The 23,961-nt window shown below is 62.8% G+C and carries 14 protein-coding genes; 8 read left to right on the forward strand and 6 right to left on the reverse strand.

The window, feature by feature from the left end:
- Positions 1 to 68: 68 nt before the first annotated feature.
- A complete protein-coding gene (locus C6A77_RS04270; RefSeq protein WP_114168176.1) occupies positions 69 to 4,721 on the reverse strand; it encodes a DUF6543 domain-containing protein in 4,653 nt (1,550 codons plus the stop codon).
- A gap of 131 nt (positions 4,722 to 4,852) precedes the next feature.
- Positions 4,853 to 6,799, reverse strand: coding sequence for a BCCT family transporter (locus tag C6A77_RS04275; RefSeq protein WP_241507384.1), 1,947 nt, complete (start codon positions 6,797 to 6,799; stop codon positions 4,853 to 4,855).
- Between the two features lie 533 nt (positions 6,800 to 7,332).
- On the opposite strand from C6A77_RS04275, the gene betI reads away from it, so the two are divergent.
- The 7 genes from betI (at position 7,333) to trxC (ending at position 18,878) form a co-directional block, all read left to right on the forward strand.
- Positions 7,333 to 7,989: a transcriptional regulator BetI gene (gene betI, locus C6A77_RS04280; RefSeq protein WP_114168164.1), complete on the forward strand. Its 657-nt coding sequence runs from the start codon at positions 7,333 to 7,335 to the stop codon at positions 7,987 to 7,989.
- A 39-nt stretch (positions 7,990 to 8,028) separates the two neighbouring features.
- A complete protein-coding gene (gene betB / locus C6A77_RS04285) occupies positions 8,029 to 9,501 on the forward strand; it encodes a betaine-aldehyde dehydrogenase (RefSeq protein WP_114168165.1) in 1,473 nt (490 codons plus the stop codon).
- A gap of 77 nt (positions 9,502 to 9,578) precedes the next feature.
- Positions 9,579 to 11,276, forward strand: a complete 1,698-nt coding sequence (betA, locus tag C6A77_RS04290) for a choline dehydrogenase (protein WP_114168166.1) — start codon at positions 9,579 to 9,581, stop codon at positions 11,274 to 11,276.
- 254 nt (positions 11,277 to 11,530) lie between these two features.
- Complete coding sequence (locus C6A77_RS04300) at positions 11,531 to 13,273, forward strand: potassium/proton antiporter (RefSeq protein ID WP_114168167.1); 1,743 nt, start codon at positions 11,531 to 11,533, stop codon at positions 13,271 to 13,273.
- A 33-nt stretch (positions 13,274 to 13,306) separates the two neighbouring features.
- The gene (gene mscK / locus C6A77_RS04305) at positions 13,307 to 16,615 is read left to right on the forward strand and encodes a mechanosensitive channel MscK (protein WP_114168168.1); all 3,309 of its coding nucleotides are present in this window, start codon (positions 13,307 to 13,309) and stop codon (positions 16,613 to 16,615) included.
- Positions 16,616 to 16,794: 179 nt separating this feature from the next.
- Positions 16,795 to 18,255: a protein adenylyltransferase SelO gene (locus C6A77_RS04310; protein WP_114168169.1), complete on the forward strand. Its 1,461-nt coding sequence runs from the start codon at positions 16,795 to 16,797 to the stop codon at positions 18,253 to 18,255.
- Positions 18,256 to 18,443: 188 nt separating this feature from the next.
- Positions 18,444 to 18,878, forward strand: a complete 435-nt coding sequence (gene trxC, locus C6A77_RS04315) for a thioredoxin TrxC (RefSeq protein ID WP_114168177.1) — start codon at positions 18,444 to 18,446, stop codon at positions 18,876 to 18,878.
- Here trxC and C6A77_RS04320 read toward each other — a convergent pair.
- Positions 18,875 to 19,648 carry a ParA family protein gene (locus C6A77_RS04320; protein WP_114168170.1) on the reverse strand — a complete coding sequence of 258 codons (774 nt, stop codon included), beginning with the start codon at positions 19,646 to 19,648 and terminating at the stop codon, positions 18,875 to 18,877. The two genes, trxC and C6A77_RS04320, sit on opposite strands and share 4 nt — an antisense overlap.
- A gap of 16 nt (positions 19,649 to 19,664) precedes the next feature.
- Complete coding sequence (locus C6A77_RS04325; protein ID WP_114168171.1) at positions 19,665 to 20,597, reverse strand: LysR family transcriptional regulator; 933 nt, start codon at positions 20,595 to 20,597, stop codon at positions 19,665 to 19,667.
- A gap of 164 nt (positions 20,598 to 20,761) precedes the next feature.
- On the opposite strand from C6A77_RS04325, the gene C6A77_RS04330 reads away from it, so the two are divergent.
- Entirely contained in the window at positions 20,762 to 21,949 is a 1,188-nt protein-coding gene (locus C6A77_RS04330; protein WP_241507385.1) for an MFS transporter, read from the forward strand.
- A gap of 73 nt (positions 21,950 to 22,022) precedes the next feature.
- Here the strand turns inward: C6A77_RS04330 and C6A77_RS04335 are convergent, their stop codons facing one another.
- Together C6A77_RS04335 and hemE are read right to left on the reverse strand one after the other, a co-directional pair.
- Complete coding sequence (locus C6A77_RS04335) at positions 22,023 to 22,370, reverse strand: NirD/YgiW/YdeI family stress tolerance protein (RefSeq protein WP_114168173.1); 348 nt, start codon at positions 22,368 to 22,370, stop codon at positions 22,023 to 22,025.
- Positions 22,371 to 22,676: 306 nt separating this feature from the next.
- Positions 22,677 to 23,741 (reverse strand): uroporphyrinogen decarboxylase, encoded by a 1,065-nt coding sequence (gene hemE, locus C6A77_RS04340; protein WP_085677953.1) that lies wholly within the window; start codon positions 23,739 to 23,741, stop codon positions 22,677 to 22,679.
- Positions 23,742 to 23,961: the final 220 nt, after the last annotated feature.

Consider the following 23,961-nt stretch of genomic DNA (forward strand, 5'->3'; position numbering starts at 1 on the left):
CGAGGCTGCTGTACCTGAACTTGATGGCCAGGTACAGCAAGCTGCCTCACGCCTTGTTGCTGGACGGATCAATTGAACGGAATGATTCCCCTGGCTTGTTCCAGCGTCAGCCTGCCACGGTGGAGCCGTTGCCCCGCGATGGCAGCCAGGCGGCTGCTCATGCGGCGCTGGTTCCAGGTCTTCAGGTGGCCGGCGACGAAGTCCTCGGGGAAATCGTCAGGTGACTGCAAATGGAAATGCGCAGCCCAAAGATTACGTCTGCTCGGCAGGCGCAGCACGCGATATTCGTCAAACGCACTACCGTCCTGCATCGTTCGTCGCTCGTTGTATTCAACCATGATCAGGCCCTCCGCGTAGAGGAAGCGCAGGGCTTCGGCGGAGGGGTAGCTGGTGTCGGTGTAAAGGGTGATGAGTTTCAGCTTCTTCTCCGCACGCAACGCATCCGCATCCCGCTCCAAGGCTCTGAGCAGCGTGTCGTTGCCGCCCCCATCACGCACGATGCTCGCCGCCTGGGCCATCTTGTCCAACTGCTGGTCGAATAACTGGGCCAGCAAAGCACCCTTGATATCGTTCTGCACATACGACGCGGCTTTCACCCGCACCGCATCGTTCTCGTCCAGCAGCGACTGTACCCACATGGCGAGATCGCCTGGGGGGGCTTCGTCAGACAACGAGGGCCGCTTACCCTCACGCTGACGCCATTCGCCCTCCACTTGCTCGAACGTGGCCAATAGCGCTTCGCTGACCGCCTCACGCACCTCAAGCAGGCGCTGCCCCTGTACTTCGACCTCGGTTCCGATCAACAGCTGGCCCTGGGCGTTACGCACCAGCCGCTGCGGCTCGCTGGACACCGTATAAGGCGAACGCATGGCAGGCGCGATGGCGTCATCCTGCTCACGGACCGCCTCGACCAGACGGCTACCCGCATCCAGCTTGAGCTTGCCGACATGTTCCCGGTATCGGTCAATCATCGCCGGCTCGACCAATGCCCCGCCGTCCTTGCGAATACGATCGCTGTTGAGCAACGCAGCACTGTATTCATCCCAGGCTTCCTGCAAGATGACGATTCGGTCCGGCGCCGACAGGTTGGCAAAGTCCAGCTCGCCATGAGCTTCAGCAGCATTGCGCAGGCTCAGACCGGCCAGCTCCTCCCTGTAGATGGCAAGCACGTTTTGCCCGGCGACACTGTCAAGGTGCAAGGCCAGCTCAGCCAGGTTCAATACCTGGTGGAAACGCAGCTGAACCGTATTGAAGCTGCGCTGGGCGATCAACTGCGCAACAGTACGCACCGGCTCATCCGGCGAACCGGTAATTGCGAAATCGTCTGCGGCATCAGCCAACAACTCATCGAGATGCTCGTACCCCACGAGAATGCGCTCTTGCAGGCCGACAACGGTCTCCAGCTTGAGGCGGAACTGCTGATACAACTCAGCGACTTCAGCGATTGGCTGCCCATCCAGAGCCTTTTGCATCGCGACCAGTTCGGGATAATCGGCAAGGTTCCAAAGCTCATTGACGATGAAGTCGCTGTTACGGATAAGCCCTTCCCGCACAGTTGCCTCGTGCTCGGTGAGCACCGCATCCCAACCGCCTTCCAGCCGCTCGTTGGTAAACTTGGGTTCGCTGATGGTCGCCAGCAGCGGCAGTATTGCCTTTTCGGCGCCGACTGCGGCTTCCAGCTGCTGGATCGACTGGTCCCGCTGCCTGAAGTAGTCCTGTTCCAACTCGGTTATGCGCTCATCGTAGCGCTGTAGCAGCGTCTGCAACTTCGCAGTTTCGTCCCCATCGGGCGATGAGGATTGCTTTTCGGCTGCCTTGGCTCTCAGCTCTTTGAGGCCTTGCAGCTTTTTCTTCGCCTCCAGCGAACTCAGGGCCATGCTGCCGAATCGCTCTCTGGCAAGATTGACCTGCTGGTCGAGCTGGTTGATCTTTTGATGCAACTCGCGAAACCGTGTTGCCAGGCGAGCGCGAGCGGAGTTCTGCTTCATACCGCCCCTCAGGCGAAGTGTCGTATCCACTCGCCAGACGCCATCGGCGAAATCCAGCCAGGGCCCCGGCGTTCCGCTGGCGTCGATCACCCGCACGCCATCTGGCAGTTGCTCCACCCGATAGGCATCCCCGGCCAAGGCGACGTAATAGCTGTCGTCAATGCGGTACAGGCCCGCCATACCGCCGTTGTTCAACGGTTTCATACCGTTGAGCGATACACTTGAACGCATGGCCCGGAGTGCTTCGCGCTGCGCGCGCGGCAACCAGTTGAAGCCACTCTGGCCCCGCCAGGAATGATCAAGCCAGCGACCAGGCAGCGCTTCGCCAGCAACCGCCGCCGCCTCCACGGGCGCGATCACGATTTCGGCAAAAGCACCGCGTTGCGCCTCAGGCCCTTCGAGTGCTACCGCGTCGGGCAATTCATGCTGGGGCGTTTCCTTGGCGGGTAGTCTGGCATGCAACAACACCATGCTCATGTTCAGCATCAGGTCGGCAGTTGCAGCCGCTCGGTCAAACGCATCGCCACGCTCGAGGGCATCCAGGTCATGTTGCAAGGAAGCCAGCATTTGCACCAACCAAGCCACAGATGCGACCGGCCCACGGATTGCCAACGTCAACACATCGAACAGCAGCCAGGCGCCCTCGCACAGGGTTTGCCAACGGTTCTCGGCATTGGATACGGATTGTTCGTCAGCAAGACGCACCAGCAGGTCCCGATTCGCCTGATAAAGTTTCTCGTCAATGCCGCTATGCCAGTAGGTAATGGCGAGCTTGGCCGGTTCCGGGCGCACGGGCTGAGCATAGGGATCGACACCAATGGCATTGATGTGAGGCTCGCTGAAACCACCATGGTCGTATATTGCCCTGGCGCTCGGCTCCATCCAGTCGAGAATACTGTCCTGCAGGATCTCCGACTCGCGCACATGTTCGAGCAAGGCCGACAAGCTGGCATATTCACGAAGCGTGTCCTGCGCGAACAAGGGTCGGTAAAGCAATGTCAGTGAGGGTTCTGCGCAATAAAGCAGGTACATGCACTGGACTGTGTCCGTTTTCGAAGACGTTGCACTGCGCTTGAATGCCAACGGGATCAACATCATTCGCGGCGTGCTCGGGTCAACGTGACCGGCACAGAAATCGACCACACATTGCAGCCCCGGCTCGCTGATCTTTCCGTCAAGCTTGGCAGTGACGGCAGCGGCGAGCAGAGCCGCACGCCATTCACCGCCCAGCCGCCTGACCCGGTCCGCACGGTTGGCCGGATCGTCCAGCTGCGCGGCGACATAGGCCGGATAATGGCTCCCGATATCTACCTGGGCAACCAGAGCCCTGGCACTATCGGCGTCAAGCCATGACGGCGCCTCACCCCCGCTACGCAGGTAGATTCGCTCGATGCTTGCACCCTTGAGGGAAGCGAGGTTACCGATGGCGAATTCAGTGAGCGTCTTGCTGCCAGTGAAGACTAATGGTTCACCTCCCCCAGTACCTGTCGCCGACCCTCCCGGCACGCCACGGGCAAGGTAAAGGTCAAACATCAGATCGTCCGGAGAGCTGTCAGCGCCATGGTCCTCGCGGATTTGCCTGGCCAGCCGTTGGCGAGCGTAATCAGTCAACGACTGAATGCCATCCAGTGCTGCGACACCGCCCGAATCGAGCTGATGAAGCGCGATCTGCAGCAATGCGGCGCTACACGCAAAGCTGTCCTGCGCAGTGCTGGCGCGCCAACCCGGGGGCGGTTTCACTGCCGGCGTGTCATCCTGATAAACCTCGAACCAGGATGAAGGGTCGCTTAGCTGGGCAAAACGCTGTTCAAGGGCCGGAACATCCTCGATTTCGTTATAGCGGGCTCGCTCAACCCTTTGCAGCAGCGTCTCGAGCAACAGCGAAACCTGCTGGGCAAATACGTTGCCTTTGGCCGCATGGCGCTGCCAGCTCATCTGCTCGAAGGCATAGCGTTGCGCCAGTTCATCCCGCAAGGCAAGGCCAAACGCGCTCAACGAGTCGAAGCTGCGCACTGCCCCTGAAGGTGCGCACCACAGTACGACCTCGCGCTCATCCCATTCGCCGCAAATCAGCATCTCGCATTGCATTTGTTCATATTGCAGCGACGCACTGGTCACCCGCGTCTGGACGAAGTACACCGGAGGTTGGTCGTCACCGCCATGAAGCAGACCACGGATACACGCCTGCTCCTGCGGAGCCAGAACCTGCAAGGGCAGGCTGCGCAACAGCGCGATCTTGAGCAGCAATTGCAACCAGCTGTCGCGACTGACACCGCCGCTGCCCTTGGCCCGCCAATACTGGAGCTGCGCCTCGCAGAAGTGTTGGGGAAGTTGCTCCACCAGCTGATTGAGTGCGGGAGACAGGCCTGAGAGCTGGCGAGTGTCGAATTCAGTGGTCGAACCGGCGAAACGATGGGCATCCGTGAGCCCGAGATTGTAATGGCGGCCATCAGCCAGCGGCTCGAAGCTCAGCGGCTTCGGATCGAGCAAGGCTTGCAGTACCCGGTCCACCAAGGGGCCGGTGGTCCAATAAGTGCTGGAAGGGTCCGGGCTGTCCAGCATCAGCGGGTCAGCCGTGGTCAAGGCGGGGGGGACATGGGCCAACCAAGGCAGTTCTGACAACAACACGCGCAGCAGCTGCTCACTGGCAACCTGGCGCAGCGTCGGTCGGTCGTCAAACTGCCTGGCAACGGCCTGCCTGAAATCGAAGATTGGAACCTGGGAACGGGTCATGCTGGCTACCTCCGCGTTGAAAAACGGAAGGCTGCGGCAAGCAGGCATGCTTGCCGCGTTACTTATTGCTCAATAAAAAAGGCCTTGCTACGCCGAGCAAGGCCTTCTTTCAATGCACCAGTGCACCAACGTCAGCTATACACGCGCCCCAGCAACTGGCGGTGGCTTTCGAACTGGTCCAGCACATCGCGCACGATCTGGTCCGGGGCAAAGCCCATCAGGTCGTACTCCTGGCTGCCATCGTGCAGGTACACCTCGGCACGGTAGAAGCGCTGGCGCACTTCCGGCTCGCCTTCCACCGGCGCTTCGCTCGGCGCGGCCAGGTAGCCGTCCAGGCTCACTTCATAGACGAACGGGTTGCCCTCTTCCATCATCACCCGCAGGCCCATCATGTTGCGCGACTGGCCGACACGGGTTTCCACCTCGAAGCCCAGGGTCTGCAACTGCGCGGCAGCTTCCTTCAGCGCCGGGCTGACCTGTTTGTCCATGAAACGCTGCACCACGGCCTGGGTCGGTTGCAGTTCCAGCTGGGTCAGGCGCTCGCTGAAGCCGCGACGGCCGCGGGCGGCCAACTCGGCACGCTCCTGCTCGACCACCACGTCCTGTTTCATGGCCTTGTACAGGCCGAACATGAACAGCACCAGCACCACCGAGAACGGCAGGCCCGCCAGCACCACCATGGTCTGCATGGCTTCGAAGTTACCGGCAAACAGCAGGCCGATGGTGACCAGGGTAATGACCACCGACCAGAACACCACCATCCAGTGCGGGGCGTCTTCGTCGACCTTGCCGCCTTTGCACGACAGGTTGGCCATCATTACAGCGCCGGAGTCGGCGGGGGTAAGGAACAGCACGAAGCCGACGAATACCGCCACACCGATCACGATCTTGGCCGCCGGGAAGTATTCCAGCAGCTGGTAGATCGACATCGACGGCTGCTCCAGCGCAGTCTTGCCCAGCTCCACGGCGCCCTGGTTGATCACCAGGTCCAGCGCGGTGTTGCCGAAGATCGACAGCCAGGCCAGGGTGAAGCCCAGCGGGATCAGCAGCACGCCGCTGACCAGCTGGCGCACGGTGCGGCCCTTGGAGATACGGGCAATGAACATACCGACGAACGGGCCCCAGGAGATCCACCAGGCCCAGTAGAACACGGTCCACAGGCCCAGCCAGCGCTCGGACTTGCCGGTTTCACCTTCATAGACGTAGAGGTCGAAGGTTTTCAGCACGATGCCGTTGAGGTAGTCACCGATGTTCTGCACGAAGCCGTTGAGCAGGTGCAGGGTTTCGCCGCCCAGCAGGACGAACAGCAGCAGGCCGCTGAACAGCACGATGTTCAGGTTGGACAGGCGGCGGATGCCGTTTTCCACACCCGATACCGCCGCCAACGTGGCAACGCCGGCCATGACCAGAATCACCACCAGCAGGTTGGTCTTGCTGTGGTCCATGCCGAACAGGTATTCCAGGCCGGACGCCACCTGCATCGATCCGATGCCCAGGTTGGTCACCAGGCCCAGCAGGGTGACGAACATGCCGAAGATGTCCACGGCGTTGCCGGCAGCACCCTTCACCCAACGCTCACCGACCAGCGGGTACAGCGCCGAGCGCAGGGCCAGCGGCTGGTTATGACGGTAGGCGAAGTAACCCACGGCCAGGCCGACCAGGGCGTAGATCGCCCAGCCGTGCAAGCCCCAGTGCAGGAAGGTCAGCTGCAGGCCCTGGCGCGCGGCATCGAGGCTGGCAGAGGTGCCTTCCGGTGGGTTGTAGTAGTGGTCCAGCGGCTCGGAAGCACCGAAGTACAGCAGCGAAATGCCGATACCGGAGGAAAACAGCATGCCGGCCCAGGCGCCGTAGCTGAAGTCGGGCTGGTCATCCTTGCCGCCAAGCTTGAGCTTGCCGTAATCGGAGAAGGCCAGGTAGATGACGAACAGCAGGTAACCGCCGATTACCAGCATGTAGTACCAGCCAAAGGTGCGCGTCAGCCATTTCTGGGCCACGCCCAGCACTTGGCCGGCGGTTTCGGGTACAGCGATCAGCAAGGCAGTCAGAACGAGGATCATCAGCGCGGAGGTGAAGAACACCACGCGGTTGACCCGTACCCTCTCGGCCGGAGGGTTGGTAAGTGAGGCAGAACTCATTGCACGAATGCTCCGGGCAGTACGGCTGTGGAGGCTAATCAGTCTTTCCCGAGCAATTGGTGGAATATCCCCACTGCATCAGGTGTTATAAAAGCACCCTGGAAACCGTGATCCCGAATCGATACGTTGCAAAAAAACAGACAGGTGGCCTGCTGCAAATGCCACGCCTCAGCCGAGGTGCGCGCATTCGTCACAGATCACCCCGCCCGCTCCAAGGGCCTGCCGCAGGGCCAGTGACCGTACGGCAGAATCTGCATTTCGCATCGCTCATGCCCGTCAACACCTTGTATTCCGGGGGTTACGCGATTTCCTGGGGTGTCAATCCGTGCCTTCTCGACCGCCTGAAAAACTGTCAATGGCACAAATTGTCGCAGAGCTTATTCTTTATTGATTGAACGTTCAATCAAAACAAAATAGACTGGCCTTCGCCGAGTCAGCCGCCCGTCGTCTGCTCGCAGGCCTGAGGAGAAAGCAAGATGCCCAAGGTCGGTATGCAACCCATCCGCCGCCAGCAGTTGATCGAAGCCACGTTACTGGCGGTCGATCAGGTCGGACTGGGTGACGCCAGCATTGCGCTGATTGCCCGTTTGGCCGGTGTGTCGAACGGCATCATCAGTCACTACTTTCGGGACAAGAACGGCCTGATCGCAGCGACGATGGGTTACATCATGAACATGCTCAACGAAGGCGTCAGAGCACGTCGCCAGGCCCTGACGGACGACAGCCCGCGTGCCCACCTGAAAGTGATCATCGAGGGCAACTTCGATGCCAGCCAGGTGAACGGCCCGGCGATGAAAACCTGGTTGGCCTTCTGGGCTTCCAGCATGCACCAGCCCGATTTGCACAGGTTGCAGCGGATCAACGACCACCGCCTGTATTCCAACCTGTGCTGCCAGTTCCGCCGCGCCCTGCCGCTCTACCATGCGCGCAAGGCAGCCCGCGGCCTGGCAGCCCTGATCGACGGCCTGTGGCTGCGTGGCGCCCTGTCGGGTGATGCATTCGACACCGACCAGGCGATACGGATTGCTTACGAATACATGGATCTACAACTGGCTAAACAGCACACCCTGGGCACCAACGACCAGGCCGCTGAACAACCGCGCACGGCCCTTGCCAACCCGGCAGGAGCGTGACGCGCAAGCCAAACCACACACTGCACTTGCGAGGACACTATGGCCCGTTTCGGAACGCAAAAACTCTACATTGATGGCGCTTACGTCGACGCTGGCAGCGACGCCACCTTCGAAGCCATCAACCCGGCTACCGGCGAAGTCCTCGCCCACGTACAACGTGCTACCGCGGCTGACGTCGAAAAGGCCGTCGAAAGCGCCGAGCGTGGCCAGAAAGTCTGGGCTGCGATGACTGCCATGCAGCGTTCGCGCATCCTGCGCCGCGCCGTCGAGATCCTGCGCGAGCGCAACGACGAGCTGGCCATGCTGGAAACCCTGGACACTGGCAAGTCGTACTCGGAAACCCGCTACGTCGACATCGTCACCGGCGCTGACGTGCTGGAGTACTACGCAGGCCTGGTACCGGCCATCGAAGGCGAGCAGATCCCGCTGCGCGAATCGTCCTTCGTCTACACCCGCCGCGAGCCACTGGGCGTGACCGCCGGTATCGGTGCCTGGAACTACCCGATCCAGATCGCCCTGTGGAAATCCGCCCCGGCCCTGGCTGCCGGCAACGCGATGATTTTCAAACCGTCGGAAGTCACCTCGCTGACCACCCTGAAACTGGCCGAGATCTACACCGAAGCCGGCCTGCCGAACGGCGTATTCAACGTCCTGACCGGCAGCGGCCGCGAAGTCGGCACCTGGCTGACCGAGCACCCGCGCATCGAAAAAGTCTCCTTCACCGGCGGCACCACCACCGGCAAGAAGGTCATGGCCAGCGCCTCGAGTTCGTCGCTCAAGGAAGTCACCATGGAACTGGGCGGCAAGTCGCCCCTGATCATCTGCGCCGACGCCGACCTGGACAAGGCCGCCGACATCGCCATGATGGCCAACTTCTACAGCTCGGGCCAGGTGTGCACCAACGGCACCCGCGTGTTCATCCCGGCTGAAATGAAGGCTGCCTTCGAAGCCAAGATCGTCGAGCGCGTCGCCCGCATCCGCGTTGGCAACCCGGAAGACGAGAACACCAATTTCGGCCCGCTGGTCAGCTTCCAGCACATGGAAAGCGTGCTCGGCTACATCGCCAAGGGCAAGGCAGAAGGTGCCCGCGTGCTGTGCGGCGGCGAGCGTCTGACCGCCGGTGACTTCGCCAAGGGCGCCTTCGTGGCCCCGACCGTGTTCACCGACTGCAGCGACGACATGACCATCGTCAAGGAAGAGATCTTCGGCCCGGTGATGAGCATCCTCACCTACGAAACCGAAGAAGAAGTGATCCGTCGTGCCAACGACACCGAATACGGCCTGGCCGCCGGCGTCTGCACCAACGACATCACCCGCGCCCACCGCATCATCCACAAGCTTGAAGCCGGTATCTGCTGGATCAACGCCTGGGGCGAATCGCCGGCCGAAATGCCGGTCGGTGGTTACAAGCAGTCGGGTGTCGGCCGTGAGAACGGCATCAGCTCGCTGGCTCAATACACTCGCATCAAGTCGGTCCAGGTCGAGCTGGGCGGCTACAACTCGGTTTTCTAAACCCTGTCTAGCCACGCCCGTGCCGCTGTGCACGGGCGTTTCCGCTCCCTGATCACCGCCAACATGAGGGTACTTTCATGTCCAAAGAATACGATTACATCATCGTCGGTGCCGGCTCGGCCGGTAACACCCTGGCGACCCGCCTGACCGAAGACGCCGGCGTTACCGTGCTGCTGCTCGAAGCCGGTGGCCCCGACTACCGCTTCGACTTCCGTACCCAGATGCCGGCCGCCCTGGCCTTCCCGCTGCAGGGCCGCCGCTACAACTGGGCCTACGAGACCGACCCGGAGCCGCACATGGACGGCCGCCGCATGGAATGTGGCCGCGGCAAGGGCCTGGGTGGCTCGTCACTGATCAACGGCATGTGCTACATCCGCGGTAACGCCATGGACTTCGACGGCTGGGCAGAACTGCCAGGCCTGGAAGACTGGACCTACCTCGACTGCCTGCCGTACTTCCGCAAGGCAGAAACCCGTGACATCGGCCCGAACGACTACCACGGCGGCGAAGGCCCGGTCAGCGTGACTACGCCAAAAGCCGGCAACAATCCGCTGTTCCACGCCATGGTCGAAGCCGGCGTGCAGGCCGGTTACCCGCGCACCGAAGACCTCAACGGCTACCAGCAGGAAGGTTTCGGTCCGATGGACCGTACCGTGACCAAGCAAGGCCGCCGTTCCAGCACCGCCCGCGGCTACCTGGACCAGGCCAAGAAGCGCCCGAACCTGACCATCGTCACCCACGCCCTCACCGACCGCGTGCTGTTCAACGGCAAGCGCGCCATCGGCGTGACCTACCTGGTTGGCGACAGCGAAGAGCGCGTCGAAGCCCGTGCCCGCAAGGAAGTCATCGTCAGCTCCGGCGCCATTGCCTCGCCGCAACTGCTGCAGCGCTCCGGCGTCGGCCCGCGTGCCCTGCTCGAAAGCCTCGACATCCCTGTGGTGCACGACCTGCCGGGTGTTGGCGAAAACCTGCAGGACCACCTGGAACTGTACCTGCAGTACGCTTGCACCCAGCCGGTGTCGCTGTACCCGTCGCTGCTGTGGTGGAACCAGCCGGCCATCGGCGCCGAGTGGATGTTCAACGGCACCGGCATCGGCGCCAGCAACCAGTTCGAGGCCGGTGGTTTCATTCGTACCCGTCCGGAATTCAAGTGGCCGAACATCCAGTACCACTTCCTCCCGGTCGCGATCAATTACAACGGCTCCAACGGCGTGAAGGAACACGGCTTCCAGGCGCACATGGGTTCGATGCGTTCGCCGAGCCGTGGCCGTATCCAGGCCAAGTCGAAAGACCCGCGCCAGCACCCGAGCATCCTGTTCAACTACATGGCCACCGAGCAGGACTGGCAGGAATTCCGTGACGGCATCCGCCTGACCCGCGAAATCATGGCCCAGCCGGCGCTGGACCCGTACCGCGGTCGCGAGATCAGCCCGGGCGCCCACGTGCAAACCGACGAAGAACTGGACAAGTTCATCCGCGAGCACGCCGAAACCGCCTTCCACCCGTCCTGCTCGTGCAAGATGGGCACCGATGACATGGCGGTGGTCGATAACGAAGGTCGCGTGCATGGCATGAAAGGCCTGCGCGTGGTCGACGCTTCGATCATGCCGATCATCATCACCGGCAACCTCAACGCCACCACGATCATGATCGCCGAGAAGATCTCGGACAAGATCCGTGGCCGCAAGCCGCTGCCGCGCAGCACCGCCAAGTACTACGTGGCGGGCGATGCACCGGTGAAGGGCAAGCCGATGCGTGAGGTGAAGCAGGCGTAAGCCTGCACCGGCCTCTTCGCGGCTAAAGCCGCTCCCACAGGGCTCACACAGGTTTTGAAAACTGTGCAGTACCTGTGGGAGCGGGTTCACCCGCGAAAGGGCCCACCCCGGCAATACAACAAAAGGCACCAGCGCGGTGCCTTTTGCACATCTGCAGAAACGCTTTACAGCCTGCCAATTCATCAGGTTAGAATCGATTGGCACGCGACTTGCCAGTCAAGTCCTCTTTCCGCAATACCCCGGAGTACCAGCCTTTGGATGCAAGCACCATCAACAGCCTGTTCCTGATCGGCGCATTGCTGGTGGGCGCAAGTATCCTGGTCAGTTCGCTGTCATCGCGCCTGGGCATTCCTATCCTGGTCATCATCCTCGCCGTCGGCATGGTCGCCGGGGTCGATGGTGGCGGCATCATCTTCAACAACTACCCGACCGCCTACCTGGTGGGCAACCTGGCACTGGCCGTGATTCTGCTCGATGGTGGCCTGCGCACACGGGTCGCAAGCTTCCGCGTGGCGTTGTGGCCGGCGCTGTCGCTGGCTACCGTCGGGGTGATGATCACCACCGCCCTCACCGGACTGGTCGCCGCCTGGCTGTTCGACCTGAGCCTGATCCAGGGCCTGCTGATCGGCGCCATCGTCGGTTCCACCGACGCTGCGGCGGTGTTCTCGCTGCTTGGCGGCAAAGGCCTGAACGAGCGGGTGACCGCCACCCTGGAGATCGAGTCTGGCAGCAACGACCCGATGGCGGTGTTCCTTACCGTCACCCTGATCGACATGATCGCCAGTGGCCAGACCGGCCTGCACTGGAGCCTGCTCACCCACCTGCTGCGCGAGTTCGGTATCGGCGGGCTTCTGGGCTTGGGCGGCGGCTGGGTGATGCTGCAACTGGTCAACCGCATCAACCTGGCCGGCGGCCTCTACCCGATCCTGGTGATCGCGGGGGGCCTGGCCGTGTTCTCGCTGACCAACGCCCTGCATGGCAGCGGTTTCCTCGCGGTGTACCTGTGCGGCCTGGTGCTGGGCAACAAGCCGATCCGCAGCCGCCACGGCATCCTGCACATGCTCGACGGCATGGCCTGGCTGGCGCAGATCGGCATGTTCCTGGTGCTGGGCCTGCTGGTCACCCCACACGACCTGCTGCCCATCGCCCTGCCGGCGCTGGGCCTGGCGTTGTGGATGATCCTGGTCGCCCGGCCGCTGTCGGTGGTCGCTGCGCTGCTGCCGTTCAAGGCCTTCCACGGCCGGGAAAAGGGCTTCATTTCCTGGGTTGGGCTGCGCGGCGCGGTACCGATCATTCTCGCCGTGTTCCCGCTGATGGCCGGCCTGCCGGACGCCCAGCTGTTCTTCAACCTGGCGTTCTTCATCGTGCTGGTGTCGTTGCTGGTCCAAGGCACCAGCCTGCCGTGGATGGCCAAGCTGCTGAAAGTGACGGTACCGCCAGACCCGGCGCCGATTTCCCGTTCTGCCCTGGAAGTGCACATCACCAGCGAGTGGGAACTGTTCGTCTACCGCCTGGGCGCCGAAAAGTGGTGCATCGGCGCCGCCCTGCGCGAGCTGAAAATGCCCGAAGGCACGCGCATCGCCGCGCTGTTTCGCGGCGAGCAGCTGCTGCACCCGTCGGGCAGCACCGTGCTGGAAGTGGGCGACATGCTCTGCGTGATCGGCCACGAGCACAACCTGCCAGCGCTGGGCAAACTGTTCAGCCAGGCGCCACAGCGCGGCCTTGACCTGCGTTTCTTCGGCGATTTCGTGCTCGAAGGCGATGCCGAACTGGGTGCGGTGGCAGCGCTGTACGGCCTGAAACTCGATGGCCTGGACGCGAAAACGCCGCTGGCGCAGTTCATCCGACAGAAGGTCGGAGGCGCTCCAGTAGTAGGTGACCAGGTCGAATGGCATGGCACGATCTGGACCGTGGCCACCATGGACGGGAACAAGATCCAGAAAGTAGGCGTCAGATTCCCCGAAGGAACGCGACCCGGACCAGGATTGTTCCTCTAAACTTCGTTTGCCTGATTCCCAAGTAGTCTGCCTATGTCCCTGCGCGTGTACCTCCGCACAGCCCTGCTCGGGCTGTGCCTGTCCCTCTCTTTTGCAGCCACAGCGGCAGAAGCCCCGACCACCGCCAGCATCCAGAACAGCCTCGACAAGATCGCCGAGCGCAAGCTGCCCGAGGCCGAGCAGAAAGCCCTGCAGCAGGTGCTGGAGCAAACCCTCAGCCTGCTCGCCAGCAAGGAAGACAACGAGAAGAAGCTCGCCGCGCTGAAGCAGCAGCTGGCCGGTGCGCCGAAAGAAACCAGCGACAGCCAACGCGAACTGGCCAAGCTCAAGGAAAGCAAGCCACAGCCGGTGGCCCAGCGCTATGCCAGCCTCAGCGTGCCGCAGCTGGAGCAGATGCTCAGCGAGCGCAGCACCCAGCAGGGCGAGCTGCAGAAGGCGTTGTCCGAAGCCAACAGCCTGATCATCAATTCGCAGACCCGCCCGGAACGCGCCCAGGCCGAAATCAGCAACAGCCAGGCGCGCACCCAGCAGATCAACAGCATCCTCAAGACCGGCAAGGACGCCGGCAAGCCGATCAATGCCGACCAGCGCAACCAGCTCAATGCCGAGCTGGCTTCGCTCAACGCCCTGACCCTGCTACGCCGCCAGGAACTGGCCGGCAACAGCCTGCTGCAAGACCTGGGCAACGCGCGCCACGACCTGCTGATCGAGCGCGCCGCGCGCCTGGAGCAGGAAATCCAGGACCTGCAGACCCTGATCAATGACAAACGCCTGGCCCAGTCCCAGGAGGCGGTCACCCAGCAGTCGATCGAGGCCCAGAAAGCCGGTGGCAGCAGCCTGCTGGCCACCGAAAGCGCGGTCAACCTCAAGCTCTCCGACTACCTGCTGAAAAGCACCGACCGCCTCAACGAACTGACCCAGCAGAACCTGCGCACCAAGCAGCAACTGGACAGCCTGACCCAGGCCGACCAGGCGCTGGACGAGCAGATCAACGTGCTCAAAGGCAGCTTGTTGCTGTCGAAGATCCTCTACAAGCAGAAGCAGACCCTGCCGCACCTGAAAGTCGACCGCGACCTGGCCGACCAGATCGCCGACACCCGCCTGTACCAGTTCGAGGTCAATCAGCAACGCGAACAGATGAGCAGCCCGGTCACCTACGTCGACAAGCTGCTGGCTTCCCAGCCGCAGGAAGAGGTGACGCCGCAACTGCGCAAGGCCCTGCTGGAAGTGGCCATTACCCGCAGCGACCTGCTGGAGCGGCTGAACCGCGAGCTATCGGCCCTGCTCAACGAATCGATCACCCTGCAGCTCAACCAGAAGCAGTTGCTGGGCACCGCCCAGAGCCTGCGCACCACCCTCGACGAGCAGATGTTCTGGATCCCCAGCAACAAGCCGCTGGACTGGGACTGGCTGCGCTACGTGCCGGAACGCCTGGCCGACCAGGTGGCCAACCTGCCGTGGGGTTCGGGCCTGAAGGAACTGGCCGACGGCCTGAGCCAGCGCCCGCTGCTGTTCCTGCCGCTGCTGCTGGTGATCGGCGCCCTGCTGTGGCGACGCAAGTACCTGTACCAGCGGTTGGGCAAGGTGCACCAGGACATCGGCCACTTCCGCCGTGACAGCCAATGGCACACGCCGCAGGCGATCCTCATCAACATCCTGCTGGCGATGCCGGTCAGCCTGGGCCTGGCGCTGTGCAGCTACGCCCTGCAGATCGACGCCCGCGGGCAGAACGCCAACCTCGGTGCCGCACTGTGGCAACTGGCCCAGGCCTGGCTGGTGTTCTACACCGCCTATCGCATCCTCGCCCCCGGTGGCGTGGCGGAAATCCACTTCCGCTGGCACAAGCCGCAGGTCGAGTTCCTGCGCGGCTGGGTGCGCCGCCTGGGCACCGTGGTACTGGCGCTGGTCGGTGTGGTGGCAGTGGCCGAGCATCAGCCGTCGGCGCTGGCCGACGACGTGCTGGGCATCGGCGTGGTCCTGGCCTGCTATGCGCTGATGGCCTGGCTGCTCAGCCGCCTGCTGCTCAGCAGCCCGGCGCACCGCGACACCTCGCTGTTCCGCAAGGCCGTGGGCGTGGCTTTCACCGCGCTGCCCATCGCCCTGTTCGTGGCGGTGTGCTTCGGCTACTACTACACCGCGCTGAAGCTCACCGACCGGCTGATCTACACGCTTTACCTGCTGCTGTTCTGGCTGGTGATCGAAGCCGCGTTCGTGCGCGGACTGTCGGTAGCGGCCCGGCGCCTGGCCTACCAGCGGGCGCTGAGCAAACGCGCGGCGGCCAAGGAAGGGCTGGACGGCGAAGTCATCACCGAAGAGCCGACGCTGGACATCGAGCAGGTCAACCAGCAGTCGCTGCGCCTGATTCGCCTGGCCCTGCTGGGCGGCTTCATCGCCGGCCTTTACTGGGTGTGGTCCGACCTGATCTCAGTATTCGCCTACCTCAACAACTTCGTCCTCTACGAATACACCAGCGGCACCGGCGCCGCTGCCAGCATGGTTCCGATCAGCCTTGGCGACCTGCTGGGCGCGCTGGTGATCGTCGGCATCACCTTCGCCCTGGCCGGCAACTTGCCGGGCCTGCTGGAGGTGCTGGTGCTGTCACGCCTGAACCTGGCCCAGGGCAGCGCCTACGCCACCACCACATTGCTGTCGTACACCATCGTCGGCGTCGGCATCGTCAGCACCTTGTCCACCCTGGGGGTCAGCTGGGACAAGCTGCAATGGCTGGTGGCCGCGCTGTCGGTGGGCCTGGGCTTCGGCATGCAGGAGATCTTCGCCAACTTCATCTCCGGCATCATGATCCTGTTCGAGCGCCCGGTGCGTATCGGTGACACCATCACCATCGGCAACCTCTCGGGCACGGTGAGCAAGATCCGCATCCGCGCCACCACCATCACCGACTTCGACCGCAAGGACATCATCGTCCCCAACAAGACCTTCATCACCGGCCAGCTGATCAACTGGTCGCTGACCGACACGGTTACCCGGGTGACGCTGAAGCTGGGCATCGACTATGGCTCCGACCTGGACCTGGTGCGCGAACTGCTGCTCAAGGGCGCCCACGAGAACCCACGGGTACTCAAGGACCCGGAGCCCATCGTGTACTTCCTCAACTTCGGCGAGAGCTCGCTGGACCATGAGCTGCGCATGCACGTGCGTGACCTGGGCGACCGCAACCCGACGCTGGACGAGATCAACCGCTATATCAATCGCGAGTTCAAGGCGCACAACATCAAGATCTCGGTACGCCAGGTCGAGGTGTTTCTGATGGACCCCAAAGGGGGCAAGCAGCAGCTGATTCCGCTGGAGCAGCCGAAATCGGATGGCACTGCTTCGGCCTGAGTGGGCTCGAATACTTTAATCTGTCCAGAATCCCGGCGAGGGCTTTGCCCTCGTTCGCGGGCTCGCCCGCTCCCACAGGGCCACTGCTGCCCCTGCGAGCGGCGCAATCCCTGTGGGAGCGGGCGAGCCCGCGAAGGGCCGCAAAGCGGCCCCGGTCAATCATGCTCAGGAGCCGGCCCATGAAAGCCCTCGACCAACTCACCTTCGACAACCGCTTCGCCCGCCTTGGCGATGCGTTCTCCACCCAGGTGCTGCCCGAACCCATCGCAGACCCGCGCCTGGTGGTAGCGAGCGAGTCGGCCATGGCCCTGCTCGACCTCGACCCGGCGCAGGCCAATGAGCCAGTGTTCGCCGAACTGTTCAGCGGCCACAAGCTGTGGGAGGAAGCCGACCCGCGCGCGATGGTCTACTCCGGCCATCAGTTCGGCTCCTACAACCCACGCCTGGGCGACGGCCGTGGCCTGTTGCTGGCCGAAGTGCTGAATGACGCAGGCGAGCACTGGGACCTGCACCTCAAGGGCGCTGGCCAGACGCCGTATTCGCGCATGGGTGATGGCCGTGCCGTGCTGCGCTCGTCCATCCGTGAATTCCTCGCCTCCGAAGCCCTGCACGCCCTGCACATCCCCAGCAGCCGGGCGTTGTGCGTGATCGGTTCGAGCACCCCGGTGTGGCGCGAAACCCGCGAAAGCGCGGCCATGCTCACGCGGCTGGCACCGAGCCATGTGCGCTTCGGCCATTTCGAATATTTCTACTACACCAAACAGCCCGAACAGCAGCGCGTACTGATCGACCACGTGCTGCAACAGCACTACCCCGAGTGCCGCGACGCCGAACAGCCCTACCTGGCCATGTTCCGCACCATCGTCGAGCGCAACGCCGAACTGACCGCCCGCTGGCAGGCCTATGGCTTCTGCCACGGGGTGATGAACACTGACAACATGTCGATCCTCGGCATCACCTTCGACTTCGGCCCTTACGCCTTCCTCGACGACTTCGACGCCAACTTCATCTGCAACCACTCCGACGACCGCGGCCGCTACAGCTACGCCAACCAGGTACCAATTGCCCATTGGAACCTCAGCGCGCTGGCCCAGGCGCTGACCACGGTGATCGAAGTGGAGCCATTGAAGGAGGCCTTGGGGTTGTTCCTGCCGCTCTACCAGGCGCATTACCTCGACCTGATGCGCCGCCGCCTGGGCCTGACCACTGCCGAGGACGGCGACATGGCACTGGTCGAGCGGCTGTTGCAGCGTATGCAGAGCGGTGGCGTGGATTACAACCTGTTCTTCCGCAAACTGGGCGAGCAGACGCTGGCCGATGCGCTGAAAGTGGTGCGCGACGACTTCATCGACCTGGCCGGCTTCGATGCCTGGGGCGCCGACTACCGGGCCCGCTGCGAACGTGAAGCGGGCAATGCCGACGGGCGACGGGAACGGATGCACGCGGTGAATCCGCTGTATGTACTGCGCAACTACCTGGCACAGAAAGCCATCGAAGCGGCCGAAGCGGGCGATTACAGTGAAGTGCGACAGCTGCATCAGGTGCTGAGCAAACCGTTCGAAGAACAGCCTGGGATGCAGGCGTATGCCGAGCGCCCGCCGGAGTGGGGCAAGCACCTGGAAATCAGCTGCTCTTCCTGACCAACTCCAAACCCTGTGGGAGCGGGTTCACCCGCGAAGAATGCGACGCGCTAGATGGCACCGGCTACGCCGGTGTTCGCGGGCAAACCCGCTCCCACAGGTACGGCGCTCAACCCAAGGCTTGCGCCATACCTGTGGGAGCTGGCTTGCCGGCGATAGGGCCCGAACAAAAAACACAAGGAATTTATATGTCCGAACCACTGGTAATCCCCTGCCCCCACTGCAACGGCCTCAACCGCCTGCCCGCCGAGCGCCTGGGCGACGCGCCGAAATGCGGCCGCTGCAAACAGGATGTACTGCTGAGCACCCCCTTCGAACTCACCGAAGCCAGCTACGCCAGCCAGATCAAAGGCGACCTGCCGCTGCTGGTCGACATCTGGGCCGACTGGTGCGGCCCGTGCAAATCCTTCGCTCCCACCTTCGAACAGGCCGCCCGCCAGCTGTCCGGCCGCTGCCGCCTGGCCAAGCTCGACAGCGAAGCCAACCGCAACCTGGCCGGGCAACTGGGCATTCGCTCGATCCCCAGCCTGCTGCTGTTCAGGAATAGCCGTGAAGTCAGCCGCCAGGCTGGGGCGTTTCCACTCCAGTCGTTGCTGGATTGGTTGCGTAGCCAAGGGGTTTAAGCGTTCTCTTCGAGCAGTGAATGCAATTCGACAAACTGCTGGGTCAGTTTATGCCTGGGCTCCAGGTGAATCAGCGGCAGGCTGGCGTGGTGCGACTCGCGCATCTTCACCGAACTGCCCAGGTACACCGGCAGCACCGGCAGGCCCTCTTCCAGCAGTTCATCGAGCATCTGCTGCGGCAGGCTGGCGCGGGACTGGAACTGATTGACCACGATGCCTTCGACCAGCAGGTCTTCGTTGTGGTCTTCCTTGAGCTCTTCGATCTCGGCCAGCAGGCCGTACAGGGCCTGACGGGAGAAACTGTCGCAGTCGAAGGGGATCAGCACGCGATCGGCGGCAATCAACGCGGAAACCGCATAAAAGTTCAGCGCTGGCGGAGTGTCGATGTAAATGCGCTCGTAGTCCTCGTCCAGTTCGTCGAGCAATTTGCGCAATTTGTTTATCTTGTGCTTTGCCTCGAGCTTCGGCTGCAGGTCGGCCAGCTCGGCAGTGGCGGTCACCACGTGCAGGTTATCGAAAGGGGTTTCGTAGATGTCGACCTTGTTCTTCTTGCTGAACGGGCCGCTGGACAGGCTTTGCTTGAAGAAATCGGCAATGCCCATGGGGATGTCCTCGCCGGTGAGGCCGGTGAGGTACTGGGTCGAGTTGGCCTGGGCATCCAGGTCGATCAGCAGGGTCCGGTAGCCTTCACTGGCACTGACCGCCGCCAGGTTGCAGGCGATGCTCGACTTGCCCACGCCACCTTTCTGATTGAACACCACGCGCCGCATGATAGACCTCCGTGTTTCAACGAATGCCCGAGTATGTGGCGCCGTCGCGGCAATGGCCAGTGCCATTTGCCCGAAGCAGCAGTTCGGCAAACGCCTTGGCCATCGCCGAACCACCGCGCTCGCGCTGCACCAGCCACACCGCCGACGTCGCCCCTTCATCGAGCAGCGTGCGATACACCACCCCTTCGATGCGCATGCGCTGGAACGAAGCCGGCAGCACCGACACCCCCAACCCCGCCGACACCAGGCCGATGATGGTCATCGCCTCCCCCGCCTCCTGGGCAAAGTGCGGGCTGAACCCCGCCTGCCGCGCCAGGCTCAGCAACTGCGCATGCAGCCCGCTGCCATAGCTGCGCGGGAAGAACACGAACGGCTCATGGGCCAACGCTGCCATGTACACGCCCTGCTCGGTGCCCTCGGCCAGCGGGTGCGAGGCATTGATCACCGCTACCAGCGGCTCACGGAACAACTCGGTGGCGAGCAAGCCTTCCGGCAACGGCATCGGCCGCATCAGCCCCACTTCGATCGACTCGTCGAACACCCCCTCGGCAACATCGCGGCTGCTCATTTCCCTAAGGTTCAGATGCACCGCCGGAAAGCGCTGGCGGAAGGCATGGATGGCCTTGGGGATATTCGAGGTGAACGGCGCCGACGAGGTGAAACCGATCTTCATTTCGCCCAACTCACCCAACTGCGCACGCCGGGCCACATCGGCAGCCTTCTCGACCTGCGCCAGCACCTGGCGCGCTTCCTCGAGGAACAGCCGCCCGGCCTCGCTCAGCTCGACCCGCCGGTTGGTCCGCTCGAACAGGCGCGCCCCCAGTTCCTGCTCCAGCGCCTGGATCTGCTGGCTCAGCGGCGGCTGGGAAATGCCCAGTTGCTGGGCGGCGCGGCCAAAGTGCAGCTCTTCAGCCACGGCAATGAAGTAGCGCAGATGACGCAGTTCCATGATCGGCTCCGAACAGGTCGTAAAACCTCTTAAATAGGTCGAACAATATATTGGATCTAATCATTAGCCAGCTATATGCTTTTTTCATTGCGTCAGAGGTACCGCCCGTGAAAACTGCCTTGGCCCCCCTTTCCGTCGAGCCTGAACCTGCCCCGCTGAACGAAATGTGGATAGAAAAAGGCACCCCCGCCTTCATGAAAACCGTGCTGGCCCTGTTCAGCGGCGGCTTCGCCACCTTTGCCCTGCTGTACTGCGTGCAGCCGATGATGCCGCTGCTGTCGAAGGAATTTGCCATCAATGCGGCGCAGAGCAGCCTGGTGCTGTCGGTGTCCACGGCCTTGCTGGCGTTCGGCCTGCTGATCACCGGGCCGGTCTCTGACCGTATCGGGCGCAAGCCGGTGATGGTGTTCGCCCTGGTCTGCGCCGCCCTTTCCACCTTGGCCAGCGCAGTGATGCCGAGCTGGGAGCTGGTACTGGCCACCCGCGCGCTGGTCGGCTTGTCTCTGAGTGGCCTGGCAGCAGTGGCCATGACCTACCTCAGCGAAGAAATCCATCCACAGCACATCGGCCTGGCCATGGGCCTGTACATCGGTGGCAACGCCATTGGCGGCATGAGCGGGCGGCTGATCACTGGCGTGCTGATCGATTTCGTCAGCTGGCACACGGCGATGCTGACCATCGGTGCCCTGGCCCTGGTGGCGGCGCTGGTGTTCTGGAAGGTGCTGCCCGAGTCGCGCAACTTTCGCCCGCAGGCAATGAACCCACGCAGCCTGCTGGATGGCTTCGTCATGCACTTCAAGGATGCCGGCCTGCCCTGGCTGTTCCTCGAAGCCTTCCTGCTGATGGGCGCCTTCGTCACCCTGTTCAACTACATCGGCTATCGTCTGCTGGCCGAGCCCTACCACATGAACCAGGCGCTGGTCGGCTTGCTGTCGGTGGTGTACCTGTCGGGCATCTACAGCTCGGCGCAAGTGGGTGCGCTGGCCGACAAACTGGGGCGGCGCAAGGTGTTTTGGGCCAGCATCGTGGTGATGGCAAGCGGTTTGCTGATGACTCTGGCCAGCCCGCTGGTGCTGGTGATTGTCGGCATGCTGGTGTTCACCTTCGGCTTCTTTGGCGCGCACTCGGTGGCCAGCAGCTGGATCGGCCGCCGGGCGTTGAAGGCCAAGGGGCAGGCGTCGTCGCTGTATTTGTTCAGCTACTACGCCGGGTCGAGCGTGGCCGGTACGGCGGGCGGCGTGTTCTGGCACCAATGGGGCTGGAATGGCATCGGCTTGTTCATTGGCAGCCTGTTGGGGGTGGCGCTGCTGGTGGCGTTGCACCTGAGCAAGTTGCCGCCGAAATCGATGTAAGGCATTCGCGGGTACGCCGCTCCTCGGCGTAAAACCCTGCGGGAGCGGGCATGCCCGCGAAGAGGCCCTTGTATCAGTTGACGATCTCGACCAGGTCCACATCCACCTCCCGGCTCATCAGGTGCTTCTCCACCTCGCCGGTCAGCTTGACCTTGGTCTTGTCATTGAACGGTGTGGTCGGCAGGTCTTCATCATCGATTTCCACGGTGATGGTGCCGGTGTTGTCCTTGAACTCGTACTTGTCGTCGTTATTGATCTTCTTGGTCACGAAGCCCTGCAGCACCACCGGGGTGTCATCAGCGGCGTCATTGGCAGCGGCAACAGTAGTGACCGACTGGGCGCCGGGGCCGGTGTAGCCGGCGGCCAGGGCTGCGGTGCTGAACAGTGGTGCGAGGATCAGAGCGAGGTAGCGGGTTTTCATGGGGATCAGGTCCTGTTTCGGTTTCGATGGGACCAGATTAGCGAAGACCGCTGAATTAAAACTTAACGCAGCAAAAAGCCCGGCACATGGCCGTAATGCTTGTTCACTTAAGTGTGATGACACACTGATTGGGGCTGCTGTGCAGCCCATCGCAGGCAAGCCCGCTCCCACAGGACTGCGCAATTCTTGAGGTCTGCGCTGTACCTGTGGGAGCTGGCTTGCCTGCGATGGGCCGCAGAGCGGCCCAAATCGCTTAAGTGAACAGGATTAGGCACATGGCCGGGCTTTCGTTTTCAGCGGATCAGCTTACTGATGGTATTGCGCCGACAGCTCATGCACCGCGTTGATGAACACGCCGGCATGCTCCGGGTCGACCTCCGGGGTAATGCCGTGGCCCAGGTTGAACACATGGCCGGTACCGTGGCCATAGCTGGCCAGGATGCGCGCCACTTCGTTGCGGATGGCCTCGGGCTTGGCATACAGCACGGTCGGGTCCATGTTGCCCTGCAACGCCACCTTGTCACCCACGCGGCGGCGCGCATCACCGATCTCGCAGGTCCAGTCCAGGCCCAGCGCGTCGGCGCCGGCTTCGGCGATGCTTTCCAGCCACAGGCCGCCGTTCTTGGTGAACAGGATCACCGGCACCTTGCGCCCTTCGTGCTCGCGGATCAGGCCGCTGACGATCTTGCGCATGTAGGCCAGGGAGAACTCCTGGTAGGCCGCCGCCGACAGGTTGCCGCCCCAGGTGTCGAAAATCTGTACGGCCTGGGCGCCTGCGAGAATCTGCCCATTGAGGTAGCTGGTGACCGACTGGGCCAGCTTGTCCAGCAGCAGGTGCAGGGCCTGCGGGTTGTCGTAGGCCATCGCCTTGGTCTTGCGGAAGTCCTTCGAGGAGCCGCCTTCGACCATGTAGGTGGCCAGGGTCCACGGGCTGCCGGAGAAACCGATCAGCGGCACGCGGCCGTTGAGTTCGCGGCGGATGGTGCTGACCGCGTCCATGACGTAACCGAGGTCTTTCTGCGGGTCAGGGATCGGCAGCGCTTCGATGTCGGCCGGGGTGCTGATGACCTTCTTGAAACGCGGACCTTCGCCGGTTTCGAAGTACAGGCCCAGGCCCATGGCGTCGGGGATGGTGAGGATGTCCGAGAACAGGATCGCCGCGTCCAGCGGGTAGCGGTCCAGCGGCTGCAGGGTTACCTCGCAGGCGAACTGCGGGTTCATGCACAGGCTCATGAAGTCACCAGCCTTGGCGCGGCTGGCGCGGTACTCCGGCAGATAGCGGCCGGCCTGGCGCATCATCCACACCGGGGTGACGTCTACGGGTTGCTTGAGCAGTGCACGCAGGAAACGATCGTTCTTCAGGGCAGTCATGTCGGCATCCGGAAAAATAGTGCGGGCATTTTCTCAGACGCCAGCGCAAAAGGCACGGTCGAGGCCATGCGTTTTGTCTATTGGATGCCATGGATCAAGGGTTTTTGTATACAAAAGCTTCGCGGGCGCCCCCCCCCCCCCCCCGGGCCCCCGGGGGGGGGGGGGGGGGGGGCGGGGCGCGGGGGGGGGGGGGGGAGGGAGGGGGGGGGGGAGGGGGTAC

It is taken from the genome of Pseudomonas sp. AFG_SD02_1510_Pfu_092, from assembly GCF_003331055.1.
Lineage (GTDB): Bacteria > Pseudomonadota > Gammaproteobacteria > Pseudomonadales > Pseudomonadaceae > Aquipseudomonas.

Excerpts from the sequence above, each read along its gene's own strand:
- C6A77_RS04270 (WP_114168176.1), bottom strand. The coding sequence starts at position 4,721 with ATGACCCGTTCCCAGGTTCCAATCTTCGATTTCAGGCAGGCCGTTGCC.
- betI (WP_114168164.1), top strand. The coding sequence starts at position 7,333 with ATGCCCAAGGTCGGTATGCAACCCATCCGCCGCCAGCAGTTGATCGAA.
- betB (WP_114168165.1), top strand. The coding sequence starts at position 8,029 with ATGGCCCGTTTCGGAACGCAAAAACTCTACATTGATGGCGCTTACGTC.
- betA (WP_114168166.1), top strand. The coding sequence starts at position 9,579 with ATGTCCAAAGAATACGATTACATCATCGTCGGTGCCGGCTCGGCCGGT.
- mscK (WP_114168168.1), top strand. The coding sequence starts at position 13,307 with ATGTCCCTGCGCGTGTACCTCCGCACAGCCCTGCTCGGGCTGTGCCTG.
- C6A77_RS04310 (WP_114168169.1), top strand. The coding sequence starts at position 16,795 with ATGAAAGCCCTCGACCAACTCACCTTCGACAACCGCTTCGCCCGCCTT.
- trxC (WP_114168177.1), top strand. The coding sequence starts at position 18,444 with ATGTCCGAACCACTGGTAATCCCCTGCCCCCACTGCAACGGCCTCAAC.
- C6A77_RS04320 (WP_114168170.1), bottom strand. The coding sequence starts at position 19,648 with ATGCGGCGCGTGGTGTTCAATCAGAAAGGTGGCGTGGGCAAGTCGAGC.
- C6A77_RS04325 (WP_114168171.1), bottom strand. The coding sequence starts at position 20,597 with ATGGAACTGCGTCATCTGCGCTACTTCATTGCCGTGGCTGAAGAGCTG.
- C6A77_RS04330 (WP_241507385.1), top strand. The coding sequence starts at position 20,762 with ATGTGGATAGAAAAAGGCACCCCCGCCTTCATGAAAACCGTGCTGGCC.
- C6A77_RS04335 (WP_114168173.1), bottom strand. The coding sequence starts at position 22,370 with ATGAAAACCCGCTACCTCGCTCTGATCCTCGCACCACTGTTCAGCACC.
- hemE (WP_085677953.1), bottom strand. The coding sequence starts at position 23,741 with ATGACTGCCCTGAAGAACGATCGTTTCCTGCGTGCACTGCTCAAGCAA.